13 protein-coding genes are annotated in these 14,829 nt (G+C 61.4%); 2 read left to right on the top strand and 11 right to left on the bottom strand.

All coding sequences use genetic code 11. The features are described from left to right. Position 1: 1 nt before the first annotated feature. Positions 2-277, top strand: coding sequence for an HPr family phosphocarrier protein (locus HU727_RS17150; protein ID WP_186532715.1), 276 nt, complete (start codon positions 2-4; stop codon positions 275-277). A gap of 120 nt (positions 278-397) precedes the next feature. Here HU727_RS17150 and HU727_RS17145 read toward each other — a convergent pair whose 3' ends face one another. The 4 genes from HU727_RS17145 to pmbA form a co-directional block, all read right to left on the bottom strand. Beyond that, positions 398-1,291, bottom strand: a complete 894-nt coding sequence (locus HU727_RS17145; protein WP_186532714.1) for a ZIP family metal transporter — start codon at positions 1,289-1,291, stop codon at positions 398-400. 29 nt (positions 1,292-1,320) lie between these two features. Continuing rightward, positions 1,321-1,932, bottom strand: a complete 612-nt coding sequence (locus tag HU727_RS17140; RefSeq protein WP_186532867.1) for a superoxide dismutase — start codon at positions 1,930-1,932, stop codon at positions 1,321-1,323. A gap of 1 nt (position 1,933) precedes the next feature. After that, positions 1,934-2,374 (bottom strand): DUF2753 family protein, encoded by a 441-nt coding sequence (locus HU727_RS17135; protein ID WP_186532713.1) that lies wholly within the window; start codon positions 2,372-2,374, stop codon positions 1,934-1,936. Positions 2,375-2,625: 251 nt separating this feature from the next. Continuing rightward, positions 2,626-3,972, bottom strand: coding sequence for a metalloprotease PmbA (gene pmbA, locus HU727_RS17130; RefSeq protein WP_437180419.1), 1,347 nt, complete (start codon positions 3,970-3,972; stop codon positions 2,626-2,628). Between the two features lie 108 nt (positions 3,973-4,080). On the opposite strand from pmbA, the gene yjgA reads away from it, so the two are divergent. Further along, positions 4,081-4,605, top strand: coding sequence for a ribosome biogenesis factor YjgA (yjgA, locus tag HU727_RS17125; RefSeq protein WP_008085091.1), 525 nt, complete (start codon positions 4,081-4,083; stop codon positions 4,603-4,605). A gap of 91 nt (positions 4,606-4,696) precedes the next feature. Here yjgA and tldD read toward each other — a convergent pair whose 3' ends face one another. The 7 genes from tldD to mreC all read right to left on the bottom strand — a co-directional run bounded on the left by tldD (position 4,697) and on the right by mreC (position 14,704). Beyond that, positions 4,697-6,139 (bottom strand): metalloprotease TldD, encoded by a 1,443-nt coding sequence (tldD, locus tag HU727_RS17120; RefSeq protein ID WP_186532711.1) that lies wholly within the window; start codon positions 6,137-6,139, stop codon positions 4,697-4,699. Positions 6,140-6,143: 4 nt separating this feature from the next. Further along, entirely contained in the window at positions 6,144-7,004 is an 861-nt protein-coding gene (locus tag HU727_RS17115; protein ID WP_186532710.1) for a carbon-nitrogen hydrolase family protein, read from the bottom strand. A 79-nt stretch (positions 7,005-7,083) separates the two neighbouring features. Further along, positions 7,084-10,887, bottom strand: coding sequence for a YhdP family protein (locus HU727_RS17110; protein WP_186532709.1), 3,804 nt, complete (start codon positions 10,885-10,887; stop codon positions 7,084-7,086). Positions 10,888-10,962: 75 nt separating this feature from the next. After that, positions 10,963-12,420, bottom strand: a complete 1,458-nt coding sequence (gene rng / locus HU727_RS17105; protein WP_186532708.1) for a ribonuclease G — start codon at positions 12,418-12,420, stop codon at positions 10,963-10,965. 58 nt (positions 12,421-12,478) lie between these two features. Continuing rightward, positions 12,479-13,075: a Maf family protein gene (locus HU727_RS17100; RefSeq protein WP_186532707.1), complete on the bottom strand. Its 597-nt coding sequence runs from the start codon at positions 13,073-13,075 to the stop codon at positions 12,479-12,481. 37 nt (positions 13,076-13,112) lie between these two features. Then, entirely contained in the window at positions 13,113-13,604 is a 492-nt protein-coding gene (gene mreD / locus HU727_RS17095) for a rod shape-determining protein MreD (RefSeq protein WP_186532706.1), read from the bottom strand. Next, positions 13,604-14,704, bottom strand: a complete 1,101-nt coding sequence (gene mreC / locus HU727_RS17090) for a rod shape-determining protein MreC (RefSeq protein ID WP_186532866.1) — start codon at positions 14,702-14,704, stop codon at positions 13,604-13,606. Before mreC ends, mreD begins: the two co-directional genes overlap by 1 nt. Positions 14,705-14,829 lie beyond the last annotated feature (125 nt).

Below are 14,829 nucleotides of genomic sequence, written 5' to 3'. Positions count from 1 at the left end.
GATGCCTGCTCGTGAAATCGAAATCATCAATAAACTGGGTTTACACGCTCGCGCGTCGGCGAAATTTGTCGGCGTAGCCGGGAAGTTTCCCGAGACCACGATCAGAGTGGGCCGCACGCCCGAGAATACGGTGGATGGTAAAAGCATCATGGCGATGATGATGCTCGCGGCGGGCAAGGGCACCAAAATCCATTTGAGCACCGAAGGCGAACAAGCTCAGGAAGCCATGGATGCCTTGGTGGAGCTGATCAGCAACTACTTCGATGAAGGCGAGTGATCCTGTGGCGAGGGAGCTTGCTCCCGCCGGGCTGCGAAGCGGCCCCGCTGGATTTCTCCCAGTTGCAACGTACTGACGACTGCTGCGCAGCCGAGCGGGAGCAAGCTCCCTCCCAACAGTTCAACCCAGCGCCGTGTCCATGACCATCATCAGACAAAACCCGATCAACAAACCGAGGCTCGCCAGCTTGTCATGACCATGACGTCGCGACTCCGGGATCACTTCGTGAGTCACTACCAGCAACATCGCCCCCGCCGCCAACGCCAGCCCCAATGGCAATAACACCTGCGCGAGACTGACCAGCCACGCGCAGAGCAGCGCGAACACCGGTTCGACCAGACCTGACGCCGCGCCGATCAGAAATGCCCTGGCCCGCGACATCCCCGCCCCGGCCAGCACCAGAGCGATCACCAGGCCTTCCGGCACATCCTGTAATGCGATGCCCATCGCCAAGCTATCGGCGTCCGCCATGCCGCCACCGGCAGACACGCCGACCGCCATCCCTTCCGGAATGTTGTGCGCAATGATCGCGAACACGAACAGCCAGATTCGCGGTGGAATCACCGGATGCTCAAGTGAGCCGACGAGCATTTCCGGCGAGGCACCGGAAACGCGCCGATCCACCAGATACAGACCAAATGCGCCGAGCAGGATGCCGAAGCAGATCAGGCCACTGGCGGCCCACGGCGTAAGACCAAGACTCTCCGCCGCAGCTATGCCCGGCACGATCAGCGAAAATGCCGTCGCCGCCAGCATTACCCCGGCACCAAATCCCAGCAAAGTGTCGCTGAGTGCCTGCGGCATGCGCCGGATCACCAGCACCGGCACCGCGCCGAGCGCCGTGCCCAATGCGCAGATGGCACCGCCCTGCAAGGCGCGCAACAGCCTCGGTTCCAGATTCAGCCATTGCAAACCGTGGGCGACCAGTAAAGTCATACCCGCCAACAGCAACAGCGAACCCACCGCGTAACGAAACATACGCCCGCTGCCAATCGCCAGTGTTTCCGTGCCCATAGTCAGCCCTGATTGTTTTTATGGAAGGCTTAAACCAGTGCGGCCTGATAGCGCGCAGCCACTTGCGGCCAGTTGATCACGTTATAAAACGCGTTAATGTATTCCGGGCGACGGTTCTGGTAACGCAGGTAATAGGCGTGTTCCCAAACGTCCAGGCCGAGTATCGGCGTGTTGCCATTCATCAATGGGCTGTCCTGATTACCGCTGCTTTCCACGATCAGCTTCTTCTGCGGGGTCACGCTGAGCCACGCCCAGCCACTGCCGAAACGGGTCAAGGCGGCTTTGGTGAACGCTTCCTTGAAACTGTCGAGACCGCCCAACTGCTCATCGATCGCCCTGGCCAAAGCGCCGTCCGGTTTACCGCCGCCGTTGGGCACCATCACTTCCCAGAACAGGGAATGGTTGGCGTGACCACCGCCCTGATTGATCACCGCAGCGCGTAGCTTCTCCGGTAATTGCTGGACGCTGGCGACGAGTTTTTCCACGGGCCACTCCGCGTACTCGGTGCCCTCTACTGCTGCGTTGAGGTTATTGATGTAGGTCTGATGATGTTTGGTGTAATGGATCTCCATGGTCTGCGCGTCAATGTGGGGTTCCAGTGCGTCGTACGCGTACGGCAAGGCAGGCAAGGTAAAAGCCATTTCAATGAACTCCATGGTAATGGTGGGCAGAGGCGCGACGTGCATTGCCGGTATCCGGATGCAGCAGGCGCTGGGTGCGCGGGTATTCGCCGTGTTCGCTGATGAAATTCAGCAGTTCGACGTAGGTCTTGCTGCTCTGGCGCAACGCCGCTTCGCGCAGCGCCGGGCGCAGGCGCTCGTCCTGCATTGTCTGCAACAGCCGCTGATGTATGGCGCAGAGATATTCTGCGCTCTCTTCCGGTTGATTCAGGCGCAGGTGCAGGTCGGCGAGGTTGTGATGGGAGACAACACAGGCCGCCACCGCTTCGTCGGCGTCCGCCCAGCGTTCGAATAACACTTGCGCCAGCGCCAGCGCTTGCAAATAAGCCTCGCGGGCGTCGATCAGTTCGCCCAACATGAAGCAGCGATTGGCCCGTTCGATCGTGCGTTTCCAGTGCTCCATGGTGAACCTCCAAAGCGGTAAGGCGGTTTACTCGCCGTCGGTGAATTTCTGAGGTTGGCAACTCTTCCAGCGGGCTGCGAAAAGATCGGTGTACCGGGACCCACCCAGAAATGAGATCAATTATTAAATGATAATGAGAACCAAAACAAGAGCGCACGTTTAGGAGCTGCCGAGGCTCCTACACTGTGGGCATAAAAAAGGCGCGCCATCCAGATCGGATGGCGCGCCTTTTGGCTCAGCGGAATCGGGGCTTAGCTGCCAGCGACCGTCATCCGCTCGATCAACACCGAACCGGTGCGAATGTTGCTGCGCAGCTCCAGGTCGTTACCCACCGCTACAATCTGCTTGAACATGTCGCGCATGTTGCCGGCGATGGTCACTTCCTGAACCGCGAACTGGATCTCACCATTCTCGACCCAGAAACCCGCCGCACCGCGTGAATAGTCGCCCGTCACCATGTTCAGACCGTGGCCCATCAGTTCCGTGACCAACAGCCCCCGGCCCATGCGTTTCAACAGCGCAGCCTGGTCCTCATCGCCATGCGTGACGAACAGGTTGTGCACGCCGCCCGCGTTGGCGGTGCTCGGCATGCCCAGTTTGCGCCCCGAGTAGGTCCCCAGGATGTACGAGACCAATTCGCCCTTTTCGACGAACGGTTTGGCGTAAGTCGCCAAGCCATCGCCATCGTACGAAGCACTGCCCATGGCACGCATCAGGTGTGGACGCTCGTCGATGGTCAGCCACTCAGGGAAGAGCTTCTGCCCCAGCGTGCCTTCCAGGAACGAAGATTTGCGGTAAAGGCTGCCGCCGGACACGGCCGACAGGAAACTGCCGAACAAGCCGCCGGCAAGCTCCGCGGAAAACAGCACCGGGACCTCGCAAGTCGGCACCGGGCGCGCGCCCAGACGGCTCGCCGCCCGTTGCGCGGCGCGCTGGCCGATGCTCACCGGATCAGCCAGCAAGGAGCCCTGCCGACTCACGTCGTACCAGTAATCGCGCTGCATCTGCCCGTCCGCTTCGGCAATCATCACGCAGCTCAGACTGTGCCGCGTCGATGCATAACCACCAATGAAACCGTGGCTGTTGCCGTAAACGCGGCAACCCTGGTGCGTGCTGAGGGTTGTGCCGTCAGCGTTCTTGATCCGCGCGTCAGCATCGAACGCCGCCGCCTCGCAGAGCAACGCTTTTTCGATGGCCTGCTCTGGCGTGATATCCCATTCGTGGAACAGATCAAAGTCTTGCTGCTCCCTGGCCATCAATGCCGCATCGGCCAGACCCGACGCTTCGTCTTCGGAGGTGTGTTTGGCGATGGCCAGCGCGGCAGCAACGGTTTCGCGAATCGCATCCGGGCCGGTCGCCGATGTGCTGGCCGAGCCTTTGCGCTGACCGACATACAGCGTGATGCCAAATCCCTGATCACGATTGAATTCGACGGTTTCGACCTCGCGCTGACGTACCGACGTCGACAGACCCTGCTCCAGCGACACCGCGACTTCACAGGCGCTGGCGCCCTGACGCCTGGCTTCGGCGATGATCTGCTCGACCTGTTCCTGCAGTGCCGGCAATGCCTGCGGGCCGACGCTTTGAACTGCACTCATGCTCATCTCCACTCAAATTCTGCTTTCGGCTGGGGCCATCGAGCGACCGGGCCGGACAAGCGGCCCCCGACTGGTTATCATGGCGGCGTTTCTTTGCGGACTGCCACCATGGTTGATTCTTACGACGACTCCCTCGATACGGGAGAAAAAAGCAAATCTCAGGTCAAACGCGAGTTGCATGCGCTGGTTGACCTTGGCGAGCGCCTTACAACACTCAAGCCTGACTTGGTTGCAAAACTGCCGCTGACCGACGCCATGCGCCGTGCATTGGCTGATGCGCCCAAGCACACCGCGAACATCGCGCGTAAACGGCACCTTCAGTTCATCGGCAAATTGATGCGCGACCAGGACACTGACGCGATTCTGACCTTGCTCGATCAACTCGATGCCTCCACCCGTCAGTACAACGAGCGTTTCCACAATCTCGAACGCTGGCGTGACCGTCTCATCGCCGGTGACGACGCCGTGCTGGAGAAATTCGTCGTCGAATACCCGGACGCCGATCGCCAGCAACTGCGCTCCCTGATCCGGCAGGCTCAGCATGAGGTTGCGCAAAACAAACCGCCTGCTTCCAGCCGCAAGATCTTCAAATACATCCGTGAGCTGGACGAGACTCAACGCGGCCTGCGTTGATATCTCGGCCCTTGCAGGAGCTGCCGCAGGCTGCGATCTTTTGGCTTGAAAGCAAAAATCGCAGCCTGCGGCAGCCCCTGCACACCTCTCTTTATGCGCCCGTGCCACCCACGGTGATCGCATCGATTTTCAGCGTCGGCTGACCCACGCCCACCGGCACCGACTGCCCGTCCTTGCCGCACGTGCCCACACCGCTGTCCAGCGCCAGATCGTTACCGACCATCGACACCCGGCTCATCGCTTCGGGGCCATTGCCGATCAATGTCGCACCCTTGACCGGCGCGGTGATCTTGCCGTCTTCGATCAGATAGGCCTCACTGGTGGAAAACACAAACTTGCCGCTGGTGATGTCGACCTGACCGCCGCCAAGGTTGGCGCAGTAGATGCCCTTCTTCACCGAGGCGATGATTTCCGCCGGATCGCTTTCGCCACCGAGCATGTAGGTGTTGGTCATGCGTGGCATCGGCAGATGCGCGTAGGATTCGCGACGACCGTTACCGGTACGGGCCACGCCCATCAGGCGAGCGTTGAGCTTGTCCTGCATGTAACCCTTCAGCACGCCGTTTTCGATCAGCGTAGTGCACTCGGTCGGCGTGCCTTCGTCATCGACGCTCAGCGAACCGCGACGGCCGCTCAAGGTACCGTCATCGACGATGGTGCAGAGCTTCGACGCAACCATTTCGCCCATGCGCCCACTGTAGGCAGAGCTGCCCTTGCGGTTGAAATCGCCTTCCAGGCCGTGGCCGACCGCTTCGTGCAACAGCACGCCGGACCAGCCCGAACCCAGCACCACCGGCAAGGTACCGGCCGGGGCCGGAATCGCTTCCAGATTCACCAGCGCCTGACGCAGCGCTTCGCGGGCGTAGCCCATGGCGCGATCTTCGGCGAGGAAGTAACGGTAGTCGGTGCGCCCGCCACCGCCATGTCCACCGCGTTCGCGACGGCCATTCTGCTCCACGATCACGCTGACGTTGAAGCGCACCAGCGGTCGCACATCAGCCGCCAGGCCACCGTCGGTGGACGCCACCAGAATCCGCTCCCAAACGCCGGCCATGCTCACGCTGACTTGCTGGATGCGTGGATCAAGTGCGCGCGTGGCGACGTCGATGCGCTTGAGCAGTTCGACTTTCTCGGCGCGGCTCAGCACTTCCAGCGGATTATCCGGTGCGTACAACTGCGCGACATCCTGCGTGGTGAATGCCTGCACCGTGCCATTTTGCCCGGCGCGGGAGATTGAACGCGCGGCACGGGCGGCTGCACCGAGGGCTTCCAGGGTGATTGCGTTGCTGTAGGCGAAGCCGGTCTTTTCACCGGATTGCGCACGCACGCCTACCCCTTGGTCGAGGTTGAAACTGCCTTCTTTGACGATGCCATCTTCCAGCGACCACGACTCGGAAATCTGGCCCTGGAAATACAGGTCGGCGGCATCGATGCCCGGCCCGGCAAGATCGCCAAGCACGCCTTGCAGGCTCTCGATCGTCACACGGCCGGGTGCCAACAGGTGATCGCTGACTGAGGACAACAACTCGCTCATAGGTTTACGCCTTAAATTCGTGTTCTGAAGCAGGCCGCTGGGCGCCCTGCGAGAAAAACCGCCGATGACGCGTCACCGGCATTCGCGCCCTGACAGACGCCTGTTCATCGCTATCGCGTGCGGCCAACAACACCGCCTCGCCTTGATCCTGCTGGGCCAGCACGCGCCCCCATGGGTCGACAATCGCCGCATGCCCGAAGGTCTCGCGCGGCCCTGGGTGGCTACCGCCCTGTGCGGCCGCCAGCACATAACATTGTGTCTCGATGGCCCGCGCGCGGATGAGTACATCCCAATGCGCGGCGCCGGTTACGGCCGTAAACGCCGACGGCGCGGTAATCAGCTCGGCTCCGGCGGCGCGCAGTTCGCTGTACAGCTCAGGGAAGCGCAAGTCATAACACACCGTCAGACCGACACGCCCCACCGGCGTGTCCGCCACCACCACATGACTGCCATAAGCATAGTCATCGGACTCGCGGTATCGGCCACGATTGTCCGCCACATCGACATCGAACAAATGCAGCTTGTCATAGCGCGCGACGATTTCGCCAAATTCATCGACCAGCAGCGAGCAGGCATGTGGCCTGGCGGTCGGTTGATCCACTGGCGGCAACGGCAACGTGCCTGCCACTATCCATAATCTGAGGGCGCGTGCGGTCTGTTTCAACCATGGCAGGATAGGTCCTTCGCCCAAGGCTTCGGCGCGGCCGATGTCAGCGACGTCGCGACGGCCCATGGCGGCGAAGTTTTCCGGCAGCACCGCGAGTTTCGCCCCGCCGGCGGCCGCCTGTTCGAGCAGGCGCCGGGCCTGGGCAAGATTGGCCGGCACGTCGCTCTGGCTGACCATTTGAATCACCGCTAAAGACATGGCCGCTCCTCGGGATTTACTCAGAACTGTGTAGGAGCTGCCGCAGGCTGCTCCTACAAGGGAGATAGCGTCATGCTACTCAAAAAGGCTTGTCGAAAGTGATTTTCGGCTCTTTCCAAGGGCCTGTAACGGTGTACTTGACGCTGGCAAAGCGCGCCACGCGGTCACCGATCAGCTTGTCGATCAGAAACAGCGCGCCGCCGACCGCCGGTGCGCCGACGATCAGCGCGGCGATCGGAAGATTGTTGGTCACCGGCAGCGTCACCAGCAACTTGGCATCGACCTTGTCGTCCACCAGATCCAGCGTGCCGTCCAGCTCAAGGTTGCTTGAAGGCCCGGTCAGGCGAATCGGCTCACGGGTGACGTAAACACCGTTGTTCGCCACCAACAGGCCTTTGACCCGGTCATAGCTCAAGCCTTTGCCGAACAGGTCAGAGAAATCCAGGCGCAAACGGCGGCCGATCGAGTTGAAGTTGAGCAGACCGAAGACCCGCAACGCCTGGGCGCCGCCCTCCACTTCAACGAACTGGCCCTTGTTCAGCGATGCATCGAGGGTACCGGAGAACCGCTTGGTCGCCAGCCATGCCGGCGAGCCCGGCCAACGGCCATCGACGTCCATGTGAAATTCCTGACTGGTGACGCTCGGCGCGAAACCCCAACCCTTCAGTACATCAGCGAGGTTCTTGCCGCCGATGCGGCCCTTGTACCAACTGCTGGTCGAGCCCGGCGCGCCCTCCCAGCCACCGTTGCCTTGCAGGAGGATGCCTTTGAGGCCCATATCCAGGTTGTTCAGGGCAATGCCTTTGGCGGTCGGCCGCACTTTCAACGACCAGCCACCGACCAGGTCTGGGCCGAGGAACAGCTGATTGAGGGTGATATCCAGCGCCGGGATTTTCGTCGGGTCCACCGACGCCAGCGGATCGGGCGCATTCTCGTCAGCCTGCACCGCCGGGTCCGGTGCGGGCAGCTTCACATATTGCAGATTCACCGCAATCGGCACGCCCTTGGCATCCGGCAGGCTGGCGGTGCCCTTGGCCTGTTGGCTGTCGAGGGCCAGATTCCAGGCAGCGGGTTTGCGATTGATCTGCACCGAGGCCTGATCCAGCGTCGTGCCAAACGCGGTCAGCTTGCCGACCTTGAAATCAGCACTGCTGAGCAATTGCCTCGCGCTGTCGCCAGAACCCTGCCCGGCATATTTGGCGGCCAGATCCTGCCAGGGAGCCACGTCCAGTTCCGACAGTACCCCACGGATCCGCAAGCCCCTGGCGCCCGGCAATACCGCTTCTCCCGTACCTAGAAACAGCTCGCCACGGCCATCGGCGAAACGAGCCGGCGGAGCGGCAAAAGTGAAATTGGCCAGTTGATCGTAGTTGACCCAATACCGCCGCTCCTGGCCCTGCAGAGTCATGCGGAACACCGTGTCACGCCCGACATCTGCCGCCATGCCAAACGGCGCCGGAAGGTCGACCGCCACGCCCTTCAGGCTCGAGCTGACCATCAACTGGCTGTCGGCACCGTCCAGATTCAACTGCAACTGATAGGGAATGGTGCCGGACACCGGCAACGGCTGTGTCACGCCCAGCCAGTCGGTGAGTTTTTTGACTTCGACCTGCCCCGACGCAGCGACACGGGTCTTGAGTTTGTTGGGGCTGCCTTCGGCGAAAATCTGCGCGGTAACCGGTTTGTCAAAAGCCCGCGCGGCGATGTTCTGCCCGCTCAAACCTTTGGCACTGTCAAAGCGGAAATCGCCCTTGAGTTGCGTCAGTTCCAGTGTCGGTTCGGCCAGTTTCAGGCGCGCATTGGCGGTTTTGAAATCGACAAGTATTTTTGGCTCCTCGCCCTTGGCCAAGGGTATGTCCAGCTTGAGCTTGCCGGTCAGATCGCCAGCGCCTTCCCAACCCGTGAAGGTTTCCGCCGTGCCGATCGGCGCTTGCTGCAGAATTTTCAGGCCGTCGCCCAGGCCACCGGCAAACGCGCCATCAAGCAGCAGATGCGTGTTTTTCCCGGCCGGTGCGTGGGGAATATTGACGAAAACATCGCTGACCTGGGTATCGAGCAACTGGCCCTTGCTGGCCCAGATGCGCACGCCGCTGTCTTCGATGAACACATCGCCGCTGACCTTGTTCACGTGCGGCCAGCCCGGCTGGAACGCCAACTCGGCGTCATGCACCTTGAAGAACAGGCTGATGCTGCGGTCAGCTTCGCCGGCATTCTTGCTCAGCGAACCCTGATACTGGAAGAAGCCCTGATCCACCGCGCCTTTGAGGATCGCCGTGCGCAACCATTCATCGAGCGCCGGACTCAAGATTGCCGGCAGGTATTTGGCGGTGTAGCGCCCGTCGCCCTCGACCAGACCGACGCGCAGGTCCATGTAGTCCTCCTGACTGTGATCGAAGTGCAGGCGAATCAGGAAGTCACCGGCAATCTTGCCCTCCTCGCCCAGCACTTTCAGGTACGGCGCGATCAGGGTGAAGCCGTCCTTGTCGAGTTTCCAGGTCAGGCGTGCGTTGGCCTGCAGGTACTGCCACGGCTTGGCGAAAATCGGATCGAGGTGCAGGACGAAGTCCTTGCTGTCCAGACGCAACTCGCCACCGTCGAGGTTGCCACTGAGGCTGCCGCTGACATTTCGTGCCGCCGGAGCGCCGCGGTAAGCATCGAAGCCGACGTTGTCGAGGTTGGCGGCAAAGCCGAATTTGGTACCGTCGGTGGCGTTCGGCAGAAAGTCCAGCAGGACATTGCGCAAGCCGCCGGTCACTTTCAATCGTTCGACCACCGTGGCAAAGCTTTGCGGCAACGGGCCCAGCGCATTGAGCAGAGGAGTGATCGGCCTGAGATCAAGGCGATCGGCCTGCAAATGCCAGCGCTCTTCGACCTTGTCGCTGGCGCGAGTATGTTGCACCTGCACGCGAGACTCCCAGCGGGTTTCGCCGAAGCTCATTGCCAGCGAATCCAGACTGACGGTCGCCCCCTCGGCGCTGTTGCGGTAGTAGGCGTTCAGCGCCAGATTGTTGATCTGGATCGGTTTGCGCTCGGCATAGGCGCCGGTCAGTTGAGGTGCATTCAAGCGCAGCGCGGCGCTTTGCAGTGTACCGTCGGCCCAATTGACCCACAGCTCGCCGCCGGCCTTGATTTCGGAAAAATTCCATTGCTGGGTCAGGCGCTCGGGCAGCCACTTCGACCAGTCGCTCTGCGGCAGGCTGACGTAACCATCAATGCTGCTGTTCTGCCATTGCTCGGGACGAAGCCGGGTGCGCAGATTGAGCGCGACAGGCTGGCCGTCAGGCAAGGTCAAACGGGCATCGAGACGTTGGCGGCTGGCGCCGGTCTGCAGATTGAGCCCGACATAAGTGAGTGTCATGGGCGGGTGATCGAGCGGTTGCAGGGTCACCTGGCTGTCCAGCACCGACAGTTGCCTGATCATTTGCGAGCGCTGGAACAGTTGCGCCGCATCGAACGGTTGATCCTTCTTCACTGGCAAGCCTTCCAGTGCCCAGGTCCCGTCCTGCGCCTCCTTGAGGCTGATCTTCAATCCGTTGAGCTCGATATGAGCCAGGCGCACTTCGCGGGCCAGCACACTGGCCCATAGATCCGGCACTACCCGCACACGGTCCAGACGCAGCGCGTTGGCGCCATCGCCGACCATCACGTCATGGGCCAGCAGGATAGGCGCGAACCCGCTCCAGTTGCCTTCCAGCTCACCGATCTGCAAGGGCATGCCAAGGGCGGCACTGGCCTTGTCCTCGATGTCGGCACGGTATTCAGCGACCAGCGGGGTCAGCTCGCGACCGAGGCTGACGTACAACGCCATCAACACCAGCACCAACGCGCACAGGCCCAGCCCCCAACGGGTGAGTGCGGCCAATATGCGTGTCAGACGGTCCATGTCAGGTGGCTCCCATGGCAAAAATACTGCGAAAAGCTGAGGCCAGCCGCGTTGAGTGAAAGGCGATGCGGGGCTTCAGAGCAGCACCACGTCATATTGTTCCTGGGAATACATGGTTTCCACCTGGAACCTTATGGTGCGGCCGATAAACCCTTCAAGCTCGGCCACGTTACCGGACTCTTCGTCGAGCAGGCGATCGACCACTTTCTGATTGGCCAGCACCCGATAACCCTCGGCCTGGTAGGCCCGGGCCTCGCGCAGGATCTCGCGGAAGATCTCGTAACAGATGGTTTCCGCAGTCTTCAGCTTGCCGCGTCCCTGGCAACAGCTGCACGGTTCACACAACACTTGCTCAAGGCTTTCGCGGGTGCGCTTGCGGGTCATCTGCACCAGACCCAACTCGGTGATGCCGATGATGTTGGTCTTGGCGTGATCGCGCTCCAGCTGTTTTTCCAGCGTGCGCAACACCTGGCGCTGGTGTTCTTCATCTTCCATGTCGATGAAATCGATGATGATGATCCCGCCGAGGTTGCGCAGGCGCATTTGCCGGGCGATCGCGGTGGCCGCTTCCAGATTGGTCTTGAAGATGGTTTCTTCGAGATTGCGATGGCCGACGAACGCACCGGTGTTGACGTCGATGGTGGTCATGGCTTCCGCCGGATCGATCACCAGATAGCCACCGGACTTCAGCGGGACCTTGCGCTCCAGCGCTCGCTGGATTTCGTCTTCGACGCCGTACAGGTCGAAGATCGGCCGTTCGCCCGGGTAATGTTCCAGGCGATCGGCGATTTCCGGCATCAGTTCGGCGACGAACTGTGTGGTTTTCTGGAAGGTTTCCCGCGAATCGATACGGATCTTCTCGATCTTCGGATTGACCAGGTCACGCAGGGTGCGCAACGCCAGACCGAGGTCTTCATAAATCACGCTCGGCGCGGCGATGGTCTTGATCTGGTCGTTGATCTGGTCCCACAAGCGGCGCAGGTAGCGGATGTCCATGAGGATTTCGTCAGCGCCGGCGCCTTCAGCGGCCGTACGCAAAATGAAACCGCCCGCCTCCTTGATCCCTTCTTTGGCCACGCAGTCGCTGACCACCTGCTTGAGGCGTTCGCGCTCGGATTCGTCTTCGATTTTCAGGGAAATGCCGACGTGAGCGGTGCGCGGCATGTACACCAGATAACGCGATGGGATCGACAGTTGCGTGGTCAGGCGTGCGCCTTTGGAGCCGATCGGGTCCTTGGTGACTTGCACCACCAGGCTTTGGCCCTCGTGCACCAGCGAACTGATGCTTTCGACCGCCGGGCCTTCGCGCAGGGAGATTTCAGCGGCGTGGATGAAGGCGGCGCGATCGAGGCCGATGTCGACGAATGCAGCCTGCATGCCCGGCAAAACGCGGACAATCTTGCCTTTATAGATGTTGCCGACGATCCCGCGTTTTTGCGTGCGCTCGACGTGGACTTCTTGCAGCACACCGTTTTCGACCACCGCCACGCGCGATTCCATCGGCGTTATGTTGATCAGAATCTCTTCACTCATGGCAGGATCTCGTTCAGGCATGTTCACGATAGTGGCCGCATCTGGATTCGTACGACGCTCAGGGCGTGTTCAGGTGTTGCCAACAGGGTATGCCGAAATGGCCCAACACTTCGAAGGTTTCGCACAGTGGCAAGCCGACCACGGCCGAATAGCTGCCATCGAGCCCCGCGACAAAAACCGCGCCGAGTCCCTGAATACCGTAGCCCCCGGCCTTGTCCCGAGGCTCGCCGCTGGCCCAGTAGGCCGCAGCTTCGTCGCGGCCGATCGGCCGGAACCGCACCCGACTGCGCACCACCCGCGACTCACAACGTTCGCCTTCGAGCACGGCAATGGCGGTCAGCACTTCGTGCTCTTTGCCGGACAACATCATCAGCATGGCGCATGCGTCGGCTTCGTCCACCGGTTTGCCGAGAATTTTGTCGTCGAGCACCACGGCGGTGTCGGCGCCCAGCACGCAAAACGGTTGGTCGGAAACGACCATGCGACGACCGGCCTCGGCCTTGCCGCGCGCCAGGCGCTCGACGTATGCCGAAGGGGATTCTTCAGGGAGCGGGGTTTCGTCAATGTCCGCGCTGACAACGGAGAATCGCACGCCTATTTGCGTGAGCAGCTCACGGCGACGCGGCGATCCGGAGGCGAGGTAAAGCAGTTTCATCAAAACATCTCCCTGTTCAGTGTCCTGCTTCACCGGCTCAATAGATTCTGTAGCGTCGGCACATTCCGCGCAGGGCGAAGCTGACCCACGGCCACAGCAAGGCACTGACCAACGCCGGTAGAACCAGCGCCAGGGTTGGCTGGCGGTTGCCGGTCAGGGCACTGAGCCACAATTGCGCCAGTTGCGCGAGGCCGAAGATCACCAGGATCACCAGGCACTGCTGCCACATCGGGAACATGCGCAGACGCTGCTGCAACGACAATACGAGGAAGGTAATCAGGGTCAGGATCAACGCGTTTTGCCCCAGCAGGTCGCCCTGCAGGACATCTTCGGCCAGCCCCAGACAGAACGCCGTGACCATGCCGACCGTGTGCGGCATGTACAACGCCCAGAAGGTCACGAGCAAGGCCAGCCACAGCGGACGGAGGATTTCCATGAAAATGGGCAACGGTGAAACACTGAGCAGGATGCCGACGATGAACGTCAGCCAGATCATCCAGCCGTTTCCGGAAGTTTTAGCGCGGACCATTATTCTCGTCCCCCGGTAGTCGCTGGCGGTTTCGCCGGTGGTTTGCTGGCGGCCGGTGGTTTGGCTGCGGCCGGCGGTTTGCTCGCCGCAGGCTTGACCGGTGCGGCGGCAGGCGCGGCAGCAGGCGCTTCGGCGGCCGGCGCGGCAGCTGCGGCGGTCGACGGCGTCGCAGGCATGATCAACGGTCTCGGCACGCTGGCCGGCAACATCGGGCCGCCGCCATGCGCGTCGAGCGCTTCCTGCGCCTGGGCCGCGTCATTGGCGCGTTCTTCGGCGGTGCGGCTGTCGCTGAACACCAGCAGCAGGTAGCGGCTGCGGTTCAAGGCGGCAGTTGGCACGGCGCGGACGATGGCGAACGGCTGGCCGGAATCGTGAATGACTTCCTTGACCGTCGCCACCGGGTAACCGGCCGGGAAACGCTGGCCGAGGCCGGAGCTGACCAGCAGATCGCCCTCCTTGATGTCCGCCGTATCCGCGACATGACGCAATTCGAGACGCTCCGGATTGCCGGTGCCGCTGGCAATCGCGCGCAGACCGTTGCGGTTCACCTGAACGGGAATGCTGTGGGTGGTATCGGTCAGCAGCAGCACACGCGAGGTGTACGGCATCAATTCGACCACCTGGCCCATCAGCCCGCGTGCATCGAGCACCGGTTGACCGAGCACCACACCGTCGCGCTCGCCTTTGTTGATGATGATGCGATGGGTGAAGGGGTTGGGGTCCATGCCGATCAACTCGGCCACTTCGACCTTTTCGTTGACCAGCGCAGAGGAATTGAGCAACTCGCGCAGCCGAACGTTCTGCTCGGTCAGGGCGGCAAGCTTTTGCATGCGTCCCTGCAACAGCAGGTTTTCGGTCTTGAGTTTTTCGTTTTCGGCGACGAGCTCGGTGCGGCTGCCGAACTGACTGGCGACCCCTTCCCACAATCTGCCGGGCAGGTCAGTGATCCAGTAGGCATCCATCAGCACCAGCGACGCTTGTTTGCGCGCGGGCTTGAGCAGGTCGAAACGGGCATCGACCACCATCAGCGCGACCGACAGCACGGCCAGCACCAACAGGCGCACACCCAACGAGGGGCCTTTGGCGAAAAGCGGTTTAATAAGCCGCTCCTCCCAGGCAAATGTTCTGTTTATTCATACGGCATCAAACCGGCCTGGATGAAGATTGACAGAAGATAAACGCCAACAGGCAGCACTGCAAAGTGCTGCCTGTGCGTTCACCCACG

It is taken from the genome of Pseudomonas khorasanensis, assembly GCF_014268505.2.
GTDB classification, from domain to species: Bacteria; Pseudomonadota; Gammaproteobacteria; order Pseudomonadales; family Pseudomonadaceae; genus Aquipseudomonas; species Aquipseudomonas khorasanensis.
This window is presented reverse-complemented; position numbering and strand designations above follow the sequence as displayed.

Coding starts and splice junctions, on each gene's coding strand:
- HU727_RS17140 (WP_186532867.1), bottom strand. CDS start 1,932: ATGGCTTTTACCTTGCCTGCCTTGCCGTACGCGTACGACGCACTGGAA.
- pmbA (WP_437180419.1), bottom strand. CDS start 3,972: ATGAGTGCAGTTCAAAGCGTCGGCCCGCAGGCATTGCCGGCACTGCAG.
- yjgA (WP_008085091.1), top strand. CDS start 4,081: ATGGTTGATTCTTACGACGACTCCCTCGATACGGGAGAAAAAAGCAAA.
- mreD (WP_186532706.1), bottom strand. CDS start 13,604: ATGGTCCGCGCTAAAACTTCCGGAAACGGCTGGATGATCTGGCTGACG.
- rng (WP_186532708.1), bottom strand. CDS start 12,420: ATGAGTGAAGAGATTCTGATCAACATAACGCCGATGGAATCGCGCGTG.
- HU727_RS17135 (WP_186532713.1), bottom strand. CDS start 2,374: ATGGAGCACTGGAAACGCACGATCGAACGGGCCAATCGCTGCTTCATG.
- HU727_RS17110 (WP_186532709.1), bottom strand. CDS start 10,887: ATGGACCGTCTGACACGCATATTGGCCGCACTCACCCGTTGGGGGCTG.
- HU727_RS17115 (WP_186532710.1), bottom strand. CDS start 7,004: ATGTCTTTAGCGGTGATTCAAATGGTCAGCCAGAGCGACGTGCCGGCC.
- HU727_RS17150 (WP_186532715.1), top strand. CDS start 2: ATGCCTGCTCGTGAAATCGAAATCATCAATAAACTGGGTTTACACGCT.
- tldD (WP_186532711.1), bottom strand. CDS start 6,139: ATGAGCGAGTTGTTGTCCTCAGTCAGCGATCACCTGTTGGCACCCGGC.
- HU727_RS17145 (WP_186532714.1), bottom strand. CDS start 1,291: ATGGGCACGGAAACACTGGCGATTGGCAGCGGGCGTATGTTTCGTTAC.
- HU727_RS17100 (WP_186532707.1), bottom strand. CDS start 13,075: ATGAAACTGCTTTACCTCGCCTCCGGATCGCCGCGTCGCCGTGAGCTG.